This is a genomic window from Microbulbifer variabilis, assembly GCF_056232115.1.
In genome coordinates this window covers 2,026,817-2,048,847 of sequence record NZ_CP174325.1, presented here as the reverse complement: position 1 = coordinate 2,048,847, position 22,031 = coordinate 2,026,817, and the positions used below count along the sequence as shown (strand labels likewise).

At 49.1% G+C, this 22,031-nt stretch carries 17 protein-coding genes and 1 pseudogene; 9 read left to right on the top strand and 9 right to left on the bottom strand.

Going from position 1 to position 22,031, the window contains the following annotated elements; all coding sequences use genetic code 11:
* The first annotated feature begins 270 nt into the window (after window positions 1–270).
* Window positions 271–921, top strand: a complete 651-nt coding sequence (gene crp, locus ACJJI7_RS08890; protein ID WP_051089460.1) for a cAMP-activated global transcriptional regulator CRP — start codon at window positions 271–273, stop codon at window positions 919–921.
* Between the two features lie 80 nt (window positions 922–1,001).
* On the opposite strand, the gene trpC is transcribed toward crp, so the two are convergent.
* The 8 genes from trpC to ACJJI7_RS08850 form a co-directional block, all read right to left on the bottom strand.
* A complete protein-coding gene (gene trpC, locus ACJJI7_RS08885) occupies window positions 1,002–1,796 on the bottom strand; it encodes an indole-3-glycerol phosphate synthase TrpC (protein ID WP_282951770.1) in 795 nt (264 codons plus the stop codon).
* Window positions 1,793–2,842, bottom strand: coding sequence for an anthranilate phosphoribosyltransferase (gene trpD, locus ACJJI7_RS08880; protein WP_020411502.1), 1,050 nt, complete (start codon window positions 2,840–2,842; stop codon window positions 1,793–1,795). The genes trpC and trpD overlap by 4 nt, the downstream gene beginning before the upstream one ends.
* 71 nt (window positions 2,843–2,913) lie before the next feature.
* On the bottom strand, window positions 2,914–3,492 hold the full coding sequence (locus ACJJI7_RS08875; RefSeq protein WP_282951772.1) for an anthranilate synthase component II: 579 nt from the start codon (window positions 3,490–3,492) through the stop codon (window positions 2,914–2,916).
* Window positions 3,489–4,352 carry an ion transporter gene (locus tag ACJJI7_RS08870; RefSeq protein ID WP_282951773.1) on the bottom strand — a complete coding sequence of 288 codons (864 nt, stop codon included), beginning with the start codon at window positions 4,350–4,352 and terminating at the stop codon, window positions 3,489–3,491. The genes ACJJI7_RS08875 and ACJJI7_RS08870 overlap by 4 nt, the downstream gene beginning before the upstream one ends.
* Complete coding sequence (gene trpE / locus ACJJI7_RS08865) at window positions 4,339–5,850, bottom strand: anthranilate synthase component I (protein WP_020411505.1); 1,512 nt, start codon at window positions 5,848–5,850, stop codon at window positions 4,339–4,341. The genes ACJJI7_RS08870 and trpE overlap by 14 nt, the downstream gene beginning before the upstream one ends.
* Before the next feature lie 232 nt (window positions 5,851–6,082).
* Entirely contained in the window at window positions 6,083–6,745 is a 663-nt protein-coding gene (rpe, locus tag ACJJI7_RS08860; protein ID WP_444902295.1) for a ribulose-phosphate 3-epimerase, read from the bottom strand.
* A gap of 19 nt (window positions 6,746–6,764) precedes the next feature.
* Window positions 6,765–7,472, bottom strand: a complete 708-nt coding sequence (locus ACJJI7_RS08855; RefSeq protein WP_444902296.1) for a nucleotidyltransferase family protein — start codon at window positions 7,470–7,472, stop codon at window positions 6,765–6,767.
* A gap of 27 nt (window positions 7,473–7,499) precedes the next feature.
* The gene (locus ACJJI7_RS08850) at window positions 7,500–8,540 is read right to left on the bottom strand and encodes an aminoglycoside phosphotransferase family protein (RefSeq protein WP_444902297.1); all 1,041 of its coding nucleotides are present in this window, start codon (window positions 8,538–8,540) and stop codon (window positions 7,500–7,502) included.
* 260 nt (window positions 8,541–8,800) lie between these two features.
* On the opposite strand from ACJJI7_RS08850, the gene ACJJI7_RS08845 reads away from it, so the two are divergent.
* The 5 genes from ACJJI7_RS08845 (at window position 8,801) to ACJJI7_RS08825 (ending at window position 15,530) form a co-directional block, all read left to right on the top strand.
* A complete protein-coding gene (locus tag ACJJI7_RS08845; protein ID WP_444902298.1) occupies window positions 8,801–11,410 on the top strand; it encodes an LPS-assembly protein LptD in 2,610 nt (869 codons plus the stop codon).
* Window positions 11,410–12,753 (top strand): peptidylprolyl isomerase, encoded by a 1,344-nt coding sequence (locus tag ACJJI7_RS08840; protein ID WP_040628036.1) that lies wholly within the window; start codon window positions 11,410–11,412, stop codon window positions 12,751–12,753. Before ACJJI7_RS08845 ends, ACJJI7_RS08840 begins: the two co-directional genes overlap by 1 nt.
* 74 nt (window positions 12,754–12,827) lie before the next feature.
* Window positions 12,828–13,805 carry a 4-hydroxythreonine-4-phosphate dehydrogenase PdxA gene (pdxA, locus tag ACJJI7_RS08835; protein WP_444902299.1) on the top strand — a complete coding sequence of 326 codons (978 nt, stop codon included), beginning with the start codon at window positions 12,828–12,830 and terminating at the stop codon, window positions 13,803–13,805.
* 82 nt (window positions 13,806–13,887) lie between these two features.
* Window positions 13,888–14,706, top strand: a complete 819-nt coding sequence (gene rsmA / locus ACJJI7_RS08830) for a 16S rRNA (adenine(1518)-N(6)/adenine(1519)-N(6))-dimethyltransferase RsmA (protein ID WP_444902618.1) — start codon at window positions 13,888–13,890, stop codon at window positions 14,704–14,706.
* Window positions 14,707–14,717: 11 nt separating this feature from the next.
* A complete protein-coding gene (locus ACJJI7_RS08825) occupies window positions 14,718–15,530 on the top strand; it encodes a symmetrical bis(5'-nucleosyl)-tetraphosphatase (RefSeq protein ID WP_020411513.1) in 813 nt (270 codons plus the stop codon).
* Window positions 15,531–15,654: 124 nt separating this feature from the next.
* Here ACJJI7_RS08825 and galE read toward each other — a convergent pair.
* Window positions 15,655–16,639: pseudogene (gene galE / locus ACJJI7_RS08820) on the bottom strand (UDP-glucose 4-epimerase GalE).
* Window positions 16,640–16,989: 350 nt separating this feature from the next.
* On the opposite strand from galE, the gene ACJJI7_RS08815 reads away from it, so the two are divergent.
* The 3 genes from ACJJI7_RS08815 to ACJJI7_RS08805 all read left to right on the top strand — a co-directional run bounded on the left by ACJJI7_RS08815 (window position 16,990) and on the right by ACJJI7_RS08805 (window position 21,958).
* On the top strand, window positions 16,990–18,912 hold the full coding sequence (locus ACJJI7_RS08815; RefSeq protein ID WP_026304895.1) for a PrkA family serine protein kinase: 1,923 nt from the start codon (window positions 16,990–16,992) through the stop codon (window positions 18,910–18,912).
* 179 nt (window positions 18,913–19,091) lie between these two features.
* The gene (locus ACJJI7_RS08810; RefSeq protein ID WP_444902300.1) at window positions 19,092–20,375 is read left to right on the top strand and encodes a YeaH/YhbH family protein; all 1,284 of its coding nucleotides are present in this window, start codon (window positions 19,092–19,094) and stop codon (window positions 20,373–20,375) included.
* Window positions 20,369–21,958, top strand: coding sequence for a SpoVR family protein (locus ACJJI7_RS08805; protein WP_020411518.1), 1,590 nt, complete (start codon window positions 20,369–20,371; stop codon window positions 21,956–21,958). Before ACJJI7_RS08810 ends, ACJJI7_RS08805 begins: the two co-directional genes overlap by 7 nt.
* Window positions 21,959–22,031 lie beyond the last annotated feature (73 nt).

Below are 22,031 nucleotides of genomic sequence, written 5' to 3'. Positions count from 1 at the left end.
AAGCTTAGCATACCGTACAAGTTTATCCCGACGACTTACTATTTCCGGTATAGTGTTAGCCACGCCTCCGCGCGGAATGTATTTCAGTGCAATTTCAAAGCTCGTCGGTGAACGTCCGATCGGCTCTGGAGTCCAATCCCACCGGCGCCAGGGTGTCACAGGTCACAATGCGGAACTTTGCTGTGGCCTGCCTCTGTTGGGGACTCTTTTTTCGCGCGATAATTCAATAGTGCTCAGCTGCTAAAGCCGGGATAGGGCACGAGACAAAAAATGAGGAATAAATCCGTGACGGTTGCTATCGAAGACCCCATGACTATCGGCAATATTGAAGACTTTCTGGCCCACTGCCACCGGCGTCGCTACCCGGCCAAAAGTACGATTATCTATGCAGGCGACCGCTGTGAATCCCTTTATTTCATTATGCGCGGTTCTGTTACTGTTCTGATTGAGGACGATGAAGGCCGTGAAATGATCGTCGCCTATCTGAATGATGGAGACTTTTTCGGAGAAATGGGCCTGTTCGATCAGGATACCCGCAGTGCTTGGGTCCGCACCAAGACTGAATGTGAGGTAGCAGAAATCTCCTATACCAAGTTTCAGGAGCTCACCCGCCAACACCCAGAATTCCTTTTCGCACTGGCAACTCAAATGGCCGGCCGCTTGCGCAACACCACACGCAAAGTGGGCGATTTGGCCTTCCTAGACGTCACTGGACGTGTCGCACGCACCCTATTGGATCTGTGCAATGAACCAGATGCGATGACTCACCCAGAGGGGATGCAAATTAAAATTACTCGCCAGGAAATCGGCCGGATTGTAGGCTGTTCCCGCGAAATGGTAGGGCGTGTACTAAAAACCCTGGAAGAGCAAGGTTTAGTATCCGTAAAAGGAAAAACCATGGTGGTTTACGGCACACGTTAATCTTACTCATCTTAATAAAAAAGGGCGATCCAAAGATCGCCCTTTTTTATGTGAGTGTAATCACAATTCGTTATTACACTTCAGTTAAACATTTCCATCAATTTGCGCCCGGGTTCCTGCTCACGCATAAATGCCTCCCCAACCAGGAATGTATTGACATTGTGGCCGCGCATGGCCGCAACATCGTCAGTGGTGTGAATTCCACTTTCAGTGACCACAATCCGATTCTCTGGAATCAGATCGAGCAATTTAAACGTGTTTTCCAGCTGAACTTCAAACGTATGCAGGTTGCGATTATTAATACCAATCAAGCGATTTGGCAGCACCAGCGCACGTTCCAGCTCCAAACGATTGTGCACTTCCACCAATACATCCAAGCCCAATTCCAGGGCCAAACTGTTCAAGTCCTGCATCTGCTGGTCATCCAGGCAAGCGGCAATTAATAGTATACAGTCGGCACCGATTGCCCGGGCCTCGTAGACTTGAAAAGGGTCCACAGTAAAATCTTTACGCAACACCGGCAGGCGCACTGCATTACGCGCCTGTTGTAAATAGCTGTCTGCCCCCTGGAAAAAATCGATATCGGTAAGCACCGACAAACAGGCAGCCCCGCCTTTTTCATAGCTGGTCGCTATTTCCGCCGGTAGGAAATCCTCGCGGATAACGCCTTTACTGGGCGATGCCTTTTTGATCTCGGCAATCACTGCAGCTTCGCCCCCATTAATTTTGCGCTCTAAAGCATCAACAAACCCCCGCACCGGCGGCTGGTCCTGTGCTCTCAGCCGCATTGTCTCCAGACCGCACTGAGATTTGCGCTCAGCCACTTCCTGCCATTTGCGCTCAATTATGGTTTTTAAAATTGTTGGCGTACTCACGACTTTACTTCCTCGGGGCGAAAGGCGCTGGTAAAAGCGGCCAGATCATTCATTTTTTCCGCAGCCAGGCCACTGTCGATGGCATCCTGCGCCATGGCAATTCCCTGTTCTGCACTACCGGCTACACCACTCACATAAATGGCGAGACCGGCGTTGAGGGCAATAATATCGGCAGCTTTCTGCCCTGCTTCGGTTTCGCGCTTACCCAAGGCATCGCGAATTAGCGCCAAAGACTCCTGCGAACCCGATACGATCAGGCCACTCAGATCGCGGCGCTCAATAGAGAAATCCTCAGGGGTAAGGGTAAACTCATTAATGGTGCCATCTTTAAGTTCCACCGCATGGGTATCTGCAGCAATACTGGCCTCATCCAGACCATCTTCACTATGTAATACCAGTACATGCTCGGAGCCCAGCCGCTGCAAAACTTCTGCCAGCAAACGGCAATAGCGTTTTTCATAAACACCTATCACCTTGCGGGTGACTCCTGCAGGGTTAGTCAAAGGGCCGAGCAAATTAAAAATAGTACGCAAACCCAGTGCTTTGCGTGCAGGCCCGACATGACGTACAGCGCTGTGGAAACTAGGGGCAAACATAAAACCAATCCCAATAGTCTCAACGCAACGCGCCATTTGCTCAGGGCTTAATTCCAAATAAACTCCAGCCCGCTCCAGCAGATCTGCCGAACCGCTGCTGGAGGACACCGAGCGATTGCCGTGTTTGGCTACTTTGGCCCCCGCTGCTGCTGCCACAAAACTACTGGCACTGGATACATTAAAGAGATTTGCACCATCACCGCCGGTACCGACAATATCCACCGTATTGTCCAGGTTCAGGTTTACTTTTGTTGCCAACTCACGCATGGTTTCCACTGCGCCGACAATCTCATCAACAGTTTCACCGCGAATGCGCAGGGCTATCAGTAACGCACCTATTTGTGCCTCCTGAGTCTCGCCTCGCATTATCTGGCCCACAGTTTCGCGCATTTCCGCACGGGTGAGGTGCTCTCCATCCACCAGTTTCGCTATGGCTTGTTGGATATTCATGGTGTCCCCTTTGCCCTGCTCGCTAATTTATTCAATCGGGACCAAGGCCCCGCGACATTTGCCCTTAGATATCAGGACTCAATAAAATTCCTTAACATATCGTGGCCATGCATGGTGAGAATTGACTCAGGGTGAAATTGCACACCCTCTATCGCCAACTCGCGGTGGCGAAGCCCCATAATCTCATCAATCTCTCCGGCTTCTGTCTCGGTCCAGGCTGTAACCTCAAGGCATTCAGGAAGACTGCTTTTTTCCACAACCAGGGAGTGATAGCGCGTCGCCTCGAAGGGATTGGACAGACCGTGAAACACCCCCAGATTGTTGTGCACTATAGGCGAGGTTTTTCCATGCATAACCTGACCCGCACGCACTACCCTGCCACCAAAAACCTGACCAATACTCTGGTGGCCCAGACAAATTCCCAGGATAGGAGTGCGTCCAGAAAAGTGCCTGATCGCCTCAAGGGATATTCCCGCTTCGTTGGGTGTGCAGGGCCCCGGTGAAATAACAATTTTCTCAGGGGCCATCTGCTCGATTTCCTCCAGAGTGACTTCATCGTTACGCTTAACCACGACTTCTGCACCCAACTCCTCCAGGTACTGCACCACATTCCAGGTAAAGGAGTCGTAGTTGTCGATCATTAAAATCATTGTCCGGCTCCCTTAGCCTCAGAAACATTAGTAGTCGCTTCCATACGCTTTTGCAGACGCGCTAGCGATGCCTGGGTAGCGCGCAATTCGCGCAAGATTTCAGTTTGGCTTGGTGGCAGGCACAGCTCATCCATACGCCGCAGTTTGGCCTCTTCCAGGTTATTAAGTACCACTCCGATAAACAGGTTGATCATTACGAAAGCACCCATTACCACGAAGCTGATAAAGTAGACCCAGGCCCAAGGCATCGCATCCATGGCCGTATACATAATGTCGGTCCAATCCTCAAAAGTCACAATGCGGAATAGACTCAGCAGCGCAATCGGCAGGCTACGCCAATGGGTCGGATCCACATCGTGAAACAGGAAATAACCCGCCACTCCATAAATATAAAAAATAATCCCCATCAGCAATGCTATGTGCAACATACTTGGCAGACTGCGCAACAAGGTATCCACCAGAGTGCGCAATTCAGGGAAGGCCGAGACCAAGCGCAATACTCTCAATACCCGCACCAGACGCGCCAGGGTAGCTAGCGGCCCGGCCGCAGGTATTAAGCTGAGAGCAATAATAGTGAAGTCAAAGCAGTTCCAGCCACTGGAGAAGTAACGCCAGGGACGCGAGCCATGGGCAGCAATTTTTATCAGCGCCTCCAGAATAAAAGCGCCAAGTACCAGCTGGTTAATACCCCCCAATAGTGCACCAAAGCGTTCCACTACCCAATTTGAGGTTTCTAATCCCACTGCGATACCGTTTAGCAGGATCATGCCGATGATCACCTGATTAAACAGCGGGGCTTCGACAATTTTCTGGCAACGTAACGCCAGGTTAGGTTTTTGGGGAATACTAACTTCGCTCATTGTTCTCGGTCTTTACATCTTTACTACTACTGGCCAAAGCCATGCCCGCCGCTCGGAAAAGCGCGCGGGCTTTATTCATGGTTTCATCCCATTCTGACTGGGGATCGGAATCAGCAACCAAACCGGCGCCGGCCTGGATAAATAACTGACCATCCTTGATTACCGCTGTGCGGATAGCAATAGCGGTATCCATATTGCCATTCCATGCCAAATAGCCTACCGCACCACCGTAGATACCCCGCTTTTCAGGCTCCAATTCATCAATGATCTCCATAGCCCGAATCTTCGGCGCCCCGGACAAAGTGCCGGCCGGTAGGGCCGCGCGTAGCGCATCCATACCTGAGAGACCATCCCTCAGTTGGCCTGTTACATTAGAAGTGATATGCATTACATGGGAGTAGCGCTCTACAACCATCTGCTCGGTCACCTGCACACTGCCGGTTGCCGCCACCCTGCCCACATCATTACGGCCAAGGTCAATAAGCATCAGGTGCTCCGCCCGCTCCTTAGGATCAGCCAGCAATTCCCGCTCCAAAGCCCGGTCCTCCTCTTCTGAGGCCCCCCGGCGGCGGGTTCCAGCCAGTGGCCGTACTGTCATCTCCCCCTCTTCCAAGTGCACCAGGATTTCGGGGCTCGAGCCCACCACCTGATGGTCGCCAAGGTCCAGAAAATACATATAAGGAGAGGGGTTCAGGCTGCGCAAGGCGCGATAAAAGTTCAGTGGCGGCGCATCGAACGGGGCAGACAGGCGCTGCGACGGCACCACCTGCATAACATCCCCAGCCAGTACATATTCCTTGACCCGTCTTACGGCCTGCTTGAAATTTTCTTCTCCAAAGTGAGAGTGAAACGCACTTTCCTCTATGCCTTTACCATCCAGGTCCAGGGGTACCGTATTTGGTAAAGGCTGCGCCAGGCGAGTAACAAGTTGGTCGAGACGTTTCTGGGCATACTCATATGCGTCTTTTTGTATTGGATCTGCATGCACAATAAAAATAACTGCACCGGCGAGGTTATCGAAAACTACCAGCTCATCACTGACCATCAATAGAATATCCGGGTTACCCAGAGTATCTACTGGCATACTGTGCGCCAGACGGGGCTCTATATAGCGCACGCAATCATAACCAAAGTAACCAACAAGACCGCCATTGAAACGCGGTAGGTCAGGTAGCTCCGGCACCCGATAGTACTGTTGGAATTCTTCTACAAACGTCAGGGGATCTTCCGGGGCGTGGCTTTCTACTACTTCGCCATCCCGCTCAATAGTTACTTCGTTACCACTCACTCGTAGGACGGTACGTGCTGGCAAACCGATAATAGAATATCGTCCCCACTTCTCTCCCCCCTGCACCGACTCAAGCAGGTAACTGTAACGCCCAGCTGCAAGTTTCAGGTAAGTGGACAAAGGTGTTTCAATATCAGCCAGTACTCGGCGCACCAGCGGTATGCGGTTGTAGCCCGCAGACACAAGTTGGGCGTATTCGCTTGGGGTCATAGAGACTCCGGTCTATTTTGCGTTTTTTAGGTTGGCGCCAGAGTATAGATAGCGCCCACAGGAAAGGTGGCCGGAATGGTAGCAGCTACCAAATTGGCCTTAGCGGATCAGTGGCGCCATCGCCAGCTGGTTGTTGTGGGGATAGTGTGATTCACGGAAATTCCCTCAGTGCAGGCGCACAAGTTTACAAATCCCGTATGCGGCGGGCAAGGGGTTACCCGCCAGGTTTTTATCAAGGCAGGCTCTTGCGCATAGCGCCGATCACCTCAGCGTAGTCCGATGTATTGAAAATGGCAGAGCCCGCTACGAAAGTATCTGCACCTGCGGCGGCAATTTCTGCAATATTATCCCGGTTAACTCCGCCATCGATTTCCAGGCGTATATCATAGCCACTAGCATCGATCAGTTGTCGTGCCTCACGCAGCTTTTCCAGGGTGGCCGGAATAAATTTCTGGCCACCAAAGCCCGGATTAACTGACATCAAAAGGACCATATCCAGCTTATCCATCACATATTTGGCGGCATCAAGGCTGGTAGCCGGGTTAAATACCAAGCCCGCCTTGCATCCCAAACTGCGAATTAACTGCAGAGAGCGGTCTGGGTGGCGGGAGGCCTCGGGGTGAAATGTGATATAGGTTGCGCCCGTATCCGCGAACATGCGAATCATATCGTCCACGGGCTCAACCATAAGATGTACATCAATAGGCGCCTGGACACCGTGCTTACGCAGAGCTTGGCATACCATCGGACCTATGGTCAGATTGGGCACATAATGATTGTCCATCACATCGAAGTGCACCCAGTCGGCACCGGCCGCCAACACATTGTCCACCTCTTCTCCCAATCGCGCGAAATCGGCGGAGAGAATGGATGGAGCAATTTTGTAATCAGACATCTCAATATCCTTAAGTAAATCAGTTTTCCGCGGTTAAACGGCGGTGCAATCGATCCAGGCGCTCAGGAGTCCCCACATCGCACCAGTCCCCCTGGTATAACTCCGCCTGTAATTTGTCTTCGTTAAAAGTGAACACCTCCCCGAGGCCAAAACACTCACGCATCTTTGGATAGTGAGTAAGTATTTCCGGGCGCAACCAGCTAATTCCGGCAAAGGTATAGCGGGGCTTGGCAGTTCCTGATAGCAATCCATCCTCAATCCCAAAGTCACCTTCAGGATTATGGGGGGGGTTGGGCACCATCAATAACCGCCCGGGGCAACTCTTGGGTAAAGGGCGGGTTATCCATTGGGAAAGATCGAAGTCACACCAGACATCCCCATTGACCACCAGGAAGGGGGCCTCACCCAAGAGTGACATAGCATTGATAATACCGCCGGCAGTTTCGAGGGGCCTCTCTTCATGCTCTACCGAATACTGGATATCCATTCCCCAACGTTCACCACTACCAAGGCAGCTCCTAATCTTATGGCCAAGATAACCAAGGTTAATAACCACCCGCTGGATACCAATACTTTGAAGGCGCTCCAGGGCGTGCTCAATCAGCGGTTTTCCTGCTACAGGTAGTAAGGGCTTTGGCGTCTGGTCAGTCAGCGGGCGCATACGGCGCCCGAAGCCTGCAGCCAGGACCATGGCGGTAGTTGGAGAGGTCTCTTTAGGGTGGGTCATCAAATTAATCTATACAATTTTTACAGCTTACCTGAGCGAGTCCCCAGCACTGCGGTAGTCACTATACCAGGGCTGCTGTTCGATCAACGGCAATAACTGGTCGGCAAACCAATCGCCAAAGGGCTTCAGTTCAGAATAGCGACCAGCTGTTTCCAGTACATAACGAATAACCAGGGAGAGATTACTCAGATACCCCTGTTTGCCATCGCGAAGCGACAAGCGTGGAAACAGGCCAAGTACTTTAATATGACGCTGCAGCCCCATCCAGTCGAACCATCGTAAGAACCTTTCAGGGTCCACAGGTTCCATCACTCCGGCAGCTTCTGCAGTAGCTGCGTAAGCGAATACCCAGCGTTCAACCCGTTCCCGGGGCCAGCGTATATAGCAATCCCGTAACAGCGAAACCAGGTCGTAAGTGATAGGGCCCCAAACCGCATCCTGGAAATCCACAATCCCCGGCCTCTCTCCTTTCCGTATCATCAGATTCCGGCTGTGGTAATCACGATGAACCAGGGTATGTGGCTGGTTGGCTGCATTATCCAATAGCAATTGGAAGGTATCTTCAATCAGCTCCATTTCCTTTGCTGAAAGCTGATGACCTAGCAGCTTACCCGCCAACCACTCAGGCATAATACGCATCTCTGTCAGAAGCAACTCTGCGTCATAATTGGGAAAAAGTGTTTTGTCTCTGGGTATCTGTTGCAGACACAACAACTCACTCATCACCTCGGCATAGAGGCCCTCGACACTATCGTTATTAAGTACACCAAATAACTGGGTATCGCCAAGATCCTCCAAGAGAAGATAGCCATTGGTCGTATCTGCCGAGACCACCATCGGCGTATGGATACCGTTGCGGCGCAGATAATCAGCAATGGCCACAAAGTGGCCTGGCTTGGTGTACTCCGGAGGGGAGTCAACTGCAATCAAACTCGGCTTGGTGTCTGTGCGAAAATAGCGTCGAAATCCTGCATCGCCGGCAAGCTTGAGCAGCTCCGTAGATGAGTGCATTTCCAAAACCTGCCCCACCCAGCGGCTAAGCTCCTCAATTCGCGAGTCATCAGTCACAACACACCTTCAATTCTTCACCTGTGGCTTGTAATTACCGGGCTGATTCCCCAGGTATAAGATCGCATTGTAACCCCACGCAGTGTCGCGTCCAGCAGCGTCTGCACAATTCCTCTTACACTCGTACCAGCGCTGTGGCTATTAACTATTTCTACATTCAAGTAGAATCGAGCGAAGATTTTTGCGCGCCCCGGCTCGATAGCTGTCGCACGCATCTACCGATAAAGAAACATTTAAGAATAGCCGGAACCTATCGATTGATGCATGAAGTCCCCCGGTGGCGTCGCCTAGCACTCGCGATTGCTAATTATTCACACACCCGTACTTTCGCAATCGGCTTAATTGCCGCAACCCCCCTGTGGGCACACGCCAACCAGGGTAATGCTTACGAAGACCCAAACTACAACCCTTATTTGTACCTCGACTGGCTACCCCGCTCAGAGCTTACCCCCGAAGAGAGGGCCAGGATACCGGCTATATGTTCAGGGGCCTTTATTCCCCCTCCGAGAAACTATCCTGATGCAGATCTTCCTCCCGAGAATGCCCCTCTGCGTGCCACCGCCGAAAGATCACAGGTACTTGATGATGGCACCGCAGAATTAAGCGGTAATGTGCATATCACCCAGGGATATCGCCAATTATTTGCCGACCAGGTTGACCTCAATCAGCAAAACCATACCGCCTACCTAAGCGGAGCCGTAGAGCTGCGTGAGCCGAATTTATTGATCCGTGGGGCTTCGGCTGAGGTACATACAGACAGTGAGGCAGCATCGATTGATGATGTCTCTTACGTTATTCACGATGAATACATCCATGGCGACGCGGCCTACGCAGCCCGCCAAACCAGTGGTGAACTCACCCTAACAGACGGCACTTATACCCGCTGTGAGCCGGGAAAGGAGTTTTGGCGACTGATTGGCGGTGAAATCAATATTGATGAAGTAGAAAGCCAGGGTACAGCTCGAAATGTCCGCCTGGAAATCATGAACGTTCCGGTGTTCTACGCTCCCTATTTCCGCTTTCCAGTGGGAGATGCCCGGATGTCGGGCTTCCTCTTTCCCTCACTGAGTAACAGCGATAAAAACGGTTGGGACCTGGCCATTCCCTACTATTGGAATATAGCGCCGCAGATGGATGCAACCCTTACCCCGCGTTATATCCAATACCGGGGCAAAGGTCTGGAAGTGGAATTTCGCCACTTGAGCCCTATCTTTAATACCAGACTCCGCGTAGCTGATCTGCCAAATGACAAAGGCGGCAACGATGATCTGTCCCGCAAGCTTATCGACCGCGGCTTCCCCGAGGATCTGGTACTCCCTTATAAAGGCAAGGATCGCTGGCTGGTGAACCTTGACCAGGAAGGCGGTTACAGTGGCAGTGTTTGGCGCACCGATATTAACTATACGAAGGTCAGTGACCCCGACTATTTTCGGGATTTAAGTACAGCCAATCTGGGGATTAATGCTGAAACCCAGGTTTCCCAAACAGCCCAGGGTAGTTTGAACTCAGAAAACTGGATAGTGACTTTGCGTGCCCAGGACTATCAAGTCCTGCAAAATGACCGCTTTGATACCTTCGCCCAGCTGCCACGCTTGGATGTAGACGGTAACTATCGCTGGGGGGACTGGCTGCTCTCCATGCAAAATGAAGCCACAATCTGGAGACATCAGGATACCCAAACGATTAGATTTATTGCTGATACTGACGATCCCCTAAGTGTGACCGAACGTACTAACAATTTTATCAATGCAGATAGGTTACGCCTAGATTACGAACTCTTTTGGGATAAAGAGTGGCTATGGGGCTATTTCAAACCGGGTGTCGCCGGTCGTTACTTGGGCTACCAAGTCAGTGATCTTTTCTTGCCAGAAGGAGCCAACGATACACCCGATGCTGCCGCCGCCCAGTTCACTTTGGATACAGGCTTATATTTCGAGCGGGATACTTTTATTTTTAATCGAGATTTTATCCACACACTTGAACCCCGCTTGTTTACATTGATCAGCAGCAACGCTAATCAAGATGATTTTTTCGATATCAGTGAAGATGAAGTTTTTGACTATGAAGTTCCTGTCAATCCATTAAGTAACAATCTACTCTACGATACTTCACTGTTTACCTTCAGTTATGACCAATTATTCCGCAGCAGCCGCTTTACCGGCAATGACCGGATTGACGATGCAAGTCGAATCGCTCTAGGAATCACCACTCGTTTTATTGATCCGATCAGCGGACGCGACCTTTTCTCTGCCAGTATTGGCCAGGCCTATTACTCCAGCGACACACAAATTGGGTTAACAGAATTAGTAGAAAACACTCCCCGCTCTGAACTCGCCACCCGGCTAGAAAGCCGCCCAATACAGTCCCTGCGTATCGGCAGTGAGTTGGTTTACGATGACACTGAACACAATGTAAACCGAGGTAATTTCAGCCTGCGATACTTTGACGATGACGCCAGAATCTTCAACCTCAGCTATTACTATGAGCGGAATGACGCACTGCTATTTCCTAACGAAGTGGACAATGATGACGACTCCTCTACCCGGCAGCTCAACAGCTCTGCGGTCCTACCTATCAGCACCCATACCTCTATAATGGCTAGCGCCGCCTACGATTTAACCCTGGATCGGGAACTGCAATACTTAGCTGGCATCGAATACGATGATTGCTGCTATCGTGCGCGCCTGGTATGGAGCCGCACCCTGGACAATGACCTGGCCGGGGTCGTAGCTGCTGAGGACTTGGAGTACGAGGAAGGTATCTTCCTAGAGGTGCAACTAAAAGGTCTGGCAGGGTTCGGATCAACTGTAACTCAGATGCTTTACAAGGGCATTGCAAACTTTGATCAGAGAGAAAAGCTGAAACCGTGATGAGAATAATGCAGAAATTTGTGACTAAATTGAGTCTGTCATCCGTTCTGGCTGCCTGCGCACTGATCGCCGGTACTGTTACAGCACAAGTGCAAACCCTGGACCGAGTAGTCGCCGTTGTCGATGAGGATGTCGTGATGGCCAGTGAGCTGGCCCAGCGTTTGAATACTATTGCCAGCCAGATCCAAGCACAGCAGGTCCAGGCGCCCCCTATTGAAGTTTTACGCCGCCAAGTACTTGAGCAGCTGATTGTCGAAAGACTACAGCTGCAAATGGCTTCGCGCGCAGGCGTTACTATCTCTGAGTCTGAGCTTGATCAAGCCATCGCACGAGTTCAACAGAATGCCAGTGTCAGCCCGGAAGAATTCCGCCAGCGCCTTCGTGCAGATGGTATGACCATAAAGAGCTTTCGCCAGCAAGTCCGCCAAGAGCTGATGATTCGCCGCGTAGAACAAGGCAGTGTTAACCGTAGAATCCAAATCACAGATCAGGATATCGACAACTTCCTTCGCTCCAAAGAAGGAGAGTTCTGGAAGTCACCGCAATTTGAGCTCGGTCATATCCTGATTCCCATAAGCTCCAGCGCACCATCCAGTGAGGTGACCCAAGCTCGCGAAAAGGCAGAAGAGCTTGCTGAGCAAGCACGTGAGGGTACTGATTTTCGTCGCTTGGCTATCGCCAACTCCGCTGGGCAAAATGCTCTAGCCGGTGGTGATCTAGGCTGGCGTAAGACAGTGGAATTGCCGACCCTGTTTGCAGATGCGCTCAACGGCCTGAAAGTGGGAGATGTAACAGAGCCCTTCCGCAGTGATGCCGGCTTCCATTTACTCAAGATTCACGCCCAGAAAGGTGCTAACGAACAGCTGGTGGAACAGACTAAAGTTCGTCATATTCTGTTGAAGCCATCCGCCATCCTCACCGATGACGAGGCCTATAACAAACTGATCGCCATGCGCGAGGAAGCCATGGCCAATGATAATTTTGATAAATTAGCCCGGGAAAACTCTGAAGATATAGGCTCAATGCTCGCCGGAGGGGATCTAGGCTGGTCTATGCCTGGCCAATTTGTACCAGAATTTACCCAGGCAATGGACACCACTAATATTGGCGAAATCAGTCTGCCGTTTCGCAGCCAATTTGGCTGGCATATCCTGAAAGTTGAGGACCGGCGCAAGCAAGATATGACTGATCAATATATCCGAAATCAAGCTGCCAACTTGTTACGTAACCGTCGCTACGAAGAAGAACTTCAAAATTGGCGCCGAGAGATTCGCGATCAGGCTTATGTTGAAATTAAGCTGCAGGATGGAAACAAAGATTCGACCGAAAAAGAGCAACAGTAGCACTCATCCTTTTAGAATCCCAAAACCGGGCCTAAGCGCCCGGTTTTTTATTGATCAAGGAATTGGCCCACCAAATGACCACCAAAATTGCACTAACCCCAGGGGAACCCGCAGGTATAGGCCCAGAATTAGCAGTTAAAGTGGCACAGCAGGGCAGCAGCTCACAAATAATAGCTATTGCAGATCCAGAACTACTATACCAGGCCGCTAGTATTCTGAGTCTCCCACTGACATTACTACCCTTCTCTCCTGATTCAGCAGCATCAGCTACTCCACCCGGCTGCCTATATATTCAAGAAATCCAAATGGCCAGCAGTGCCAAGCCAGGGCATTTGAATACTGCCAATGCCTCCTATGTTTTGAGCACTCTGGAGGCTGCAGCTAAAGGATGCTTGAGAGGACAATTTAATGCCTTAGTGACCGGCCCCGTACACAAAGGAGTGATCAACGATGCAGGCATCCCATTTAGTGGGCATACCGAGTTCTTCGCTGAGCAAGCGGGTATTGAGCAAGTCGTAATGATGCTAGCAGCTGAAAAGCTGCGCGTGGCATTGGTGACTACACATCTCCCTCTAAAAGATGTCAGTAAAGCTATTACAGGAGAGCGCCTCACACAGGTTATTCAAATTCTACACAAAAGCCTGACCAATGAGTTCCGGATCGAATCTCCTCGCATCGGGGTATGTGGCTTAAACCCGCATGCAGGGGAAGGCGGTCACCTCGGTATGGAAGAAATAGAGGTGATAGAACCAGCTCTGAATAGCTTGCGAGCAGAGGGCATCCAGCTCATTGGCCCCTTACCTGCCGATACGCTCTTTACACCGCCGCAATTAGCGCACTGTGACGCAGTATTGACCATGTATCACGATCAGGGGCTGCCGGTGTTAAAATTCAAGGGGTTTGGTAAAGCCGTAAATATTACCCTTGGGCTGCCTTTTGTCCGTACATCAGTAGACCACGGTACCGCGCTGAATCTTGCTGGTACTGGCGATGCCGACAGTGGTAGTTTGGAGGCAGCTTTGGCGCAAGCTATTGAATTGGCTACTCGGTGAGCTACCTCGCAGTATTTGCAAAGTGGCTCTCCCTTTTTGTCGTATATATCAACCCAAAAAAGCTTCAAGTATAGATTATTTAATGGACAGTTTTTTCCAGCACAAAGCCCGTAAACGTTTTGGCCAAAATTTTTTAGTCGATGAAAATATCATTGAACGTATTGTACGCGCCGTAGCCCCAACAGAATCCGACAAGCTCGTAGAAATTGGTCCCGGGCAAGGTGCGATTACAGAGCTTCTCCTCCAACGATGCCCTTCCCTAACTGCAGTTGAACTAGACCGGGACTTAATACCCTTGCTGCAGTTTAAGTTTAGGAATTATCTCCAGTTTAAAATTATTGAGCAGGATGCCCTCAAATTTGACTTTGGAGAATTTGCAGCAGATTCACCTTTACGCATAGTTGGCAATTTGCCCTATAACATTTCTACGCCATTACTTTTCCACTTACTCAGTTTCAAAGGTAAAGTGCGGGATATGCACTTTATGCTGCAAAAGGAAGTCGTCGACCGCCTCAGCGCCACTCCGGGTAACAAATCCTTTGGCCGTCTGAGTGTCATGGTGCAATATCACTGCCGTGTTCAGGGACTTTTTCCAGTGCCCCCCCAATCATTCCAACCAGCACCTAAAGTAGAATCTGCAATCGTACGCCTTACTCCTCATGAAAAACTTCCGTTCATTGCCGAGGATGAGAAGCTGCTGGAGCGAATTGTCAATGTAGCTTTTCAGCAACGTCGCAAGACACTGCGCAATGCTTTAAAACCGCTATTTCCAGAACTGGATGTAAACTCGTTCCCGGTAGATGCCAGCCGTCGCCCTGAAACCCTCGGTGTTGAAGAATTTGTCCGATTAGCAAATTTCTGTACACAGCTTGAAAAACAAAAAAATAACAAGCCAATTTAGGGGACGAAAATTTGGCTACTTACGCCATTGGAGATATTCAGGGTTGCTTTGAGCCATTACAACGGCTACTAAAGAAAATCCGCTTCCGCTTTGATCGTGACAAATTGTGGCTTGCTGGAGATCTTGTTCATCGTGGGGACGACAGTCTTGGCACTTTGCGCTTTTTGTATGAGTACCGTCATCAGGTAACCGCCGTTCTAGGCAACCACGACTTACACCTTTTAGCTCTGGCCCATGGAGCCAAACACCTTTCTGAAAAAGAGCATGACTTAGCTAAAATCCTGAAAGCCAAAGGCTCAGACCAGCTACTAAACTGGCTTCAAGGTCTTCCCCTTCTAGTACACAAAAAGGGGTACACCATGGTTCATGCAGGGATTCCTCCCATTTGGAGTGTAACCAAGGCAGCGGCGCTTGCTCGCGAAGTTGAGCATGCCCTGTCTGATGAAGCTATGGCAAAAGCTTATTTTTATGGGATGTATGGTAATGAACCACATTGCTGGAATGACCATCTTATCGGGATCGAAAGGTTACGTTCCATAACCAACTACTTTACACGAATGCGTTTTTGTAAAGCAGATGGCACCTTAGATTTAGTGACCAAACGAGGACCTCAAGCCGCGCATGCCGATTACAAGCCCTGGTTTAGCTTTCCGAACAGAAAAAGTAAGAATGAAAAAATTATCTTTGGCCACTGGGCAGCTCTGGAGGGTCGTGCCGATACTAAAAATATCTATGCACTAGATACGGGATGCGTTTGGGGTGGTTACCTTACGGCAATGCGGTTGGATGATGAGGAGTTCTTCTGCCTAGATTGCAGCCTATAAAAAATTAAATACTTACGACTTTACTGCAAATTAGCAAACCTCAACTGTTAAGTTAGACCAAGCAGTTAGGGTTTTCTACAGGGAGTTGATATTACGAGCTATATCCCCCCGGGTTTTGTGATTGTCAACGCCATGCATCTTCAACCATTTGCATCAGGTCATATTCCGCTTTCCAGCCTAGCTCTTTTTCAGCCAGCTCAGTATCCGCATAGCATTCCACAATATCCCCAGGTCTACGCGGTACAATTTTATAAGGAATTTCTCTACCACTGGCCCTTCAAATGCCTTTATAACTTCCAATACTGAACTTCCCTGGCCAGTACCCAAGTTATGGATAAAGCAGCCCTGGTCTGTTGTGGGCTTTCTAAGTAGTTCTAGGGCTGCTAAATGTCCCAGAGCTAGATCAGTATATAATCCAGAACACCTGTCCCATCTACAGTTTCATAATTATCACCAAAAACCAGTAGGTAAGGACCGCGTCCAACAGCAACTTGAGATACATACGGCAAAAGATTATTGGGGATTCCTCGAGGATCCTCACCTATTCTTTCACTTTTATGTGCACCAATAGGGTTAAAGTAGCGTAACAAACTTACTTTCCAGTAGCTCCCAGGAACGACACAGATATTTCGCAGCATACCTTCCTTAACGAGCTTGCTGGCACCATAGGGATTAGTAGCTCCAGTTTTAAAATCTTCTTTAACCAGCACCGTGTCAGGATCCTCGTAGACAGTTGCAGAAGAACTGAAGATCATTCGAAATACGTCAAACTCCTCCATCACTTCTATAAGAGCCAGGGTACCTGCTACGTTATTCTGATAATAACGTAGCGGCTGCTCGACAGAACCTCCTACTACCTTCAAACCAGCAAAATGAATTACAGCTTCAATCTCACATTCTGAAAAGACTTTCCGAAGCCTCTCTTGATCGCCAATATCAAAGTCATCAAATAGCACCTTTTGCCCAGAAATCATCTCGACACGATTCAACACTTCCCGGCTGCTATTCGATAGGTTATCCACAACAACTGGCCAAAAGCCAGCACCAAGTAACTCTATGCATGTGTGACTGCCAATGTAGCCGGCACCACCAGTCACTAGAATCGCCATTTTACTTCCTTCGAGCTTTACCCACTTCTAAAAGAGTGCGAATAAAACCTAAAACTGCCGTTATATTCAACCCATCTAGATAACAATACCGTGCCGTGATGAGACTGAAAGCTATGCTGGAATAGCTGGGGTCAGTTCCGTATACCCCAGGGAAGAACAAGGATAGTAACGGCAACAATCAATTGCGCTTTTGCCGAGCTTATCTCAGACAAGGCGATTGCTATGCCGCTTCACATATTGATCACCATATGTGTACAAGCGGTGCAACCTTAGAAACAACCAGTGCACTGACTCTAATTGATAAGCAGGACGCTGAGCTCTGCCCACTAGGCTACAGGGAGGTAAATACCGTGACAATTTTCAACCACTACCTGGAAAGGTATGAGTCAATCCAAGATGAGGAACTCAGCATCCAGGAGTATCTGGAGTTATGTAAAACTGATCGCAGCGCCTATGCATCTCCTGCAGAGCGAATGTTAATGGCAATTGGTGAGGCAGAATTAATAGATACCTCTCGCGACCCACGCTTATCCCGAATTTTCTGCAATAAAGTCATCAAGCGATACAAAGCATTCAGCGAATTTTATGGTATGGAAGAAGCCATAGAGCAGATTGTTTCTTTCTTTCGACATGCAGCCCAAGGCCTGGAAGAGAAAAAACAAATTCTTTATTTGCTTGGACCTGTAGGAGGAGGTAAATCGTCACTAGCTGAACGCTTAAAGGCCCTAATGGAACAGGTGCCAATTTACGCAATCAAGGGATCACCTGTATTTGAATCACCTTTGAGTTTATTCTCACCTAGCGAAGATGGTCGAATCCTGGAAGAGGACTATGGTATCGCCAGGCGATATGTCAATACCATTATGTCCCCATGGGCTGTTAAACGGTTGCATGAGTTCAAGGGAGATATCAGTAAATTTCGGGTAGTAAAAATTCGACCTTCTATCCTGGATCAAGTCGCAATATCCAAAACAGAGCCCGGAGACGAAAACAACCAAGACATATCGTCTCTAGTTGGCAAAATAGATATTCGCAAGCTCGAAGATTTTCCACAAAATGATCCCGATGCTTATAGCTTCTCAGGCAGCCTCTGTCGCGCCAACCAGGGATTGATGGAATTTGTTGAAATGTTCAAGGCGCCAATCAAGGTGCTTCACCCCTTGCTAACCGCCACCCAGGAAGGCAATTACAACAGCACCGAGGGACTCGGCTCTATACCTTTCAATGGCACAATCCTGGCACATTCCAATGAGTCCGAATGGCAATCATTTCGAAATAACCGCAATAATGAAGCTTTTCTAGATCGAATTTATATTGTCAAAGTGCCTTACTGTGTGAGAGTCCAGGAAGAAATCAAAATTTACCAAAAACTATTGGAAAACAGCTCTCTCTCTAAAGCGCCTTGTGCGCCGGATACTCTGAGAATGCTGGCACAATTTTCCGTGCTGTCCCGAATCAAAAATCCTGAGAACTCTAGTCTTTACTCCAAAATGCGGATTTATGATGGAGAAAACCTAAAGGACACCGACCCTAAGGCAAAGACTATTCAAGAATATCGGGACAACGCTGGCGTTGATGAGGGGATGAACGGCCTTTCTACACGCTTTGCGTTCAAAATTCTCTCCAAAGTCTTCAACTTTGATGCAACGGAAGTTGCAGCCAACCCTGTTCACTTACTCTATGTATTGGAGCAGCAAATTGAACAAGAGCAATTCCCTCCAGAAATCCAGGAAACATATCTTGGATTTATCAAGGAGTACCTAGCTCCAAGATATGTCGAGTTTATTGGAAAAGAGATACAAACTGCCTACTTGGAATCCTACGCAGAGTATGGCCAAAACTTGTTTGATCGCTATGTCACCTATGCTGACTTCTGGATTCAGGATCAGGAATACCGCGACCCTGAGACTGGCGAGATACTCGACCGAGGCGCGCTCAATGAGGAGTTGGAGAAAACGGAAAAACCCGCCGGAATATCTAACCCTAAGGATTTCCGTAACGAAATAGTCAACTTTGTATTGCGCGCAAGGGCCAATAATCAAGGAAAAAATCCTGACTGGAGATCCTATGAGAAATTACGTGCAGTTATTGAGAAGAAGATGTTCTCCAACACCGAGGATCTCCTGCCAGTAATTTCCTTCAATACTAAAGCTTCTGCGGATGACAAGCGTAAGCATGCGGATTTTGTTGCTCGAATGGTCGAGCGCGGATATACCGAGAAGCAAGTGCGCTTATTGTCTGAATGGTATCTGCGTGTCCGTAAATCGCAGTGACCTCAAAGCACAGTGGGAGGGCTTTCCCCAAGGAAAGCTCACCTTTACACGGGGAACCAAGCCAGCTGGCCTTAACAAAATATCCGACAGTTACCCAGAACTAAGCGAGTCCACTAGGATATTTCTGAACAAATTCCAGGCCAATTGACCGGTGAGTTTATCCGCCCAAAGGCAGAAATATGAGCTATATCATCGACCGTCGCCTGAATGGAAAGAAGAAAAGCACGGTTAATCGTCAACGTTTCTTGAGGCGCTACAAAGCCCATATAAAGAAAGCTGTCGGAGACGCCATGAATAGCCGCTCCATCATGGACATGGACAAGGGCGAACGCATTAGTATCCCGACCAGGGATATCAGCGAACCACTATTCTCTCACGGTGCCGGTGGGCATATTGAACGGGTACTTCCAGGTAATAAAGAGTTCACTACTGGTGACCGAATCCCTCGCCAAAGCCAAAGAGGTGGTGATGGTGGCGGAGGTGGTGCCAGTGATAGTGGTGAGGGCGTAGATGAGTTTGTTTTCCAGATATCTCAAGAAGAGTTCCTCGATTTTATGTTTGAAGGGCTACAGCTGCCCAATATGATCAAGCGCCGACTGGCCGGTAATGAGTCCTTCCAGATAGTTCGTGCCGGCATCAGCAATGAAGGCACACCCGGCCGGCTCAATGTCATTCGCTCTCTTAGGGCTGCTCATGCACGCCGTATCGCTCTTACCAGTAATAAAAGGCGGGTACTACGTGAGTTGGAGCAATCCTTGGATATGGAGGAACGGAAAGATTCCGCCTTGCGTGATCAACGAAAGATAGAGGCAATTAAAAATGAAATCATCGAGTTGCGCCAGCGTATCAGTCGTGTGCCGTTCCTTGATGATTTTGACCTTAAATACAACCTACTAATTCGCCAGCCCAAGCCGCGCTCTAGGGCTGTCATGTTCTGCTTGATGGATGTTTCTGGCTCGATGAATCAAGCAACTAAAGATATGGCAAAGCGCTTCTTCCTATTACTTTATCTTTTTCTTCAGCGCAGTTATGAATATACCGAGGTCGTATTTATCCGCCATCACACCAGTGCCAAAGAAGTGGATGAAGAGGAGTTTTTTTATTCACGGGAGACTGGCGGAACTATAGTTTCCAGTGCGTTAAAATTAATGCGAAGAATCATGCGCGAACGCTATCCGGCTAGCGAATGGAATATTTATGGTGCCCAGGCTTCTGATGGTGACAACTGGAATGACGACTCCAGTACCTGCCATAGAATCCTGATTGATGACATCATGCCTCATGTTCAATATTACTCTTATGTAGAGATTACCCCACGAGATCACCAGGCCCTCTGGGAAGAATATGAAAGTGTTCGCGCACTATTCCCAAATCATTTTGCCATGGAACAAATTGTGGATGTCCAGGATATCTATCCGGTCTTTCGACAGTTGTTTAGCCAAAAGGTAACCGCTCGATGCTAGAAACATTTGCCAGCGGCAGCGACTCACAAAAATCTGATTCTTCTGGCCCTATTTCCACTTCTTCTGAATGGACCTTTGAACTGATCCAGGAGTATGACTGCGCCATTAGCGAGCTAGCGGAAGAGTTTGGTCTGGATACCTACCCCAATCAGATCGAAGTGATCAGCTCTGAACAAATGATGGATGCCTATTCATCGGTAGGGATGCCAGTGGGGTATCACCACTGGTCTTTTGGCAAACAATTCATCAGCGTCGAAAATAATTACCAGCGCGGCCTTATGGGGTTAGCCTACGAAATTGTTATCAATTCCAACCCCTGCATTGCTTATCTCATGGAAGAAAACACCATGACGATGCAAGCATTGGTTATTGCCCATGCCTCCTACGGGCACAATTCTTTCTTCAAAGGCAATTACCTATTTCGCTCTTGGACAGATGCCGGCAGTATCATTGACTACTTAATTTTTGCCAAGAACTATATCTCCCGTTGTGAAGAGCGCTATGGCCTTGATGAGGTAGAGGCAGTACTCGACTCCTGTCATGCCTTAATGAATTATGGCGTAGATCGTTACAAGAGGCCTTATCCCATCTCTGCAATTGAAGAGGAGCGCCAGCAGCAAGAGCGCGAAGAATACCGGCAACGGCAACTCAATGATCTATGGCGGACTATCCCCAAACTTGGAGAAGGCACCGAGGAAACCCAGGAAAAGCGCTTTCCTGAAGAGCCTCAGGAAAACATCCTTTACTTTATTGAAAAAAATGCACCACTTTTAGAAAACTGGCAGCGAGAGCTGGTGCGTATTGTCCGCAAGTTAGCCCAGTATTTTTATCCACAGCGCCAGACCCAGGTAATGAATGAGGGATGGGCTACTTTTTGGCATTACACTCTGCTAACAGAGCTATATCGGCGAGGTAGGGTGACCGAAGGCTTTATGATGGAATTTTTGCAAAGCCACACCAACGTAATTTACCAACCTGGCTTTGATAGCCCCCACTACAGTGGAATAAATCCTTACACTCTGGGGTTCAGTATTTTCAGTGACCTAAGGCGAATCTGTGAAAACCCTACTGATGAGGATCGTCGTTGGTTCCCCGATATCGCAGGAAGTAACTGGCGGGAAACATTGCAATTTGCCATGCGAGATTTCAAGGATGAGAGTTTTATCTTGCAGTTCCTCTCTCCGAAAGTAATGCGCGATATGAAGCTCTTCTGTATCAGCGACAACGACAAGGAGAATGAAATCGTTGTCAGCGCAATTCATGACGATAGCGGCTATCGACAACTAAGGGAGAATCTCGCAGGCCAATACAACCTGGGTAACCGAGAGCCCAATATCCAGGTTTTCTCAGTAGACACTCGCGGCGATCGCTCATTGACCTTACATCACACCCAGTACCAGCGCCGCCCTCTGGGTAAGGAAACTACTGAAGTGCTCAAGCACTTACACAGACTCTGGGGTTTTGATGTACATCTCAACAGCCTGAATGGTGATGAGGTTATGGCCAGCTTTCACTGCCCCGAGCAAGGTCGCGACCGCCAGGAGGGAGAAGAGGAGTCTATGTTAATCCCGAAACCTATTTAAGCGTTCAGCACGGGACTGCCTATAGGCAGGTCCCGTACAGAAGGGGTGGGAAACTAAGCCAGTCGCAGCTTGA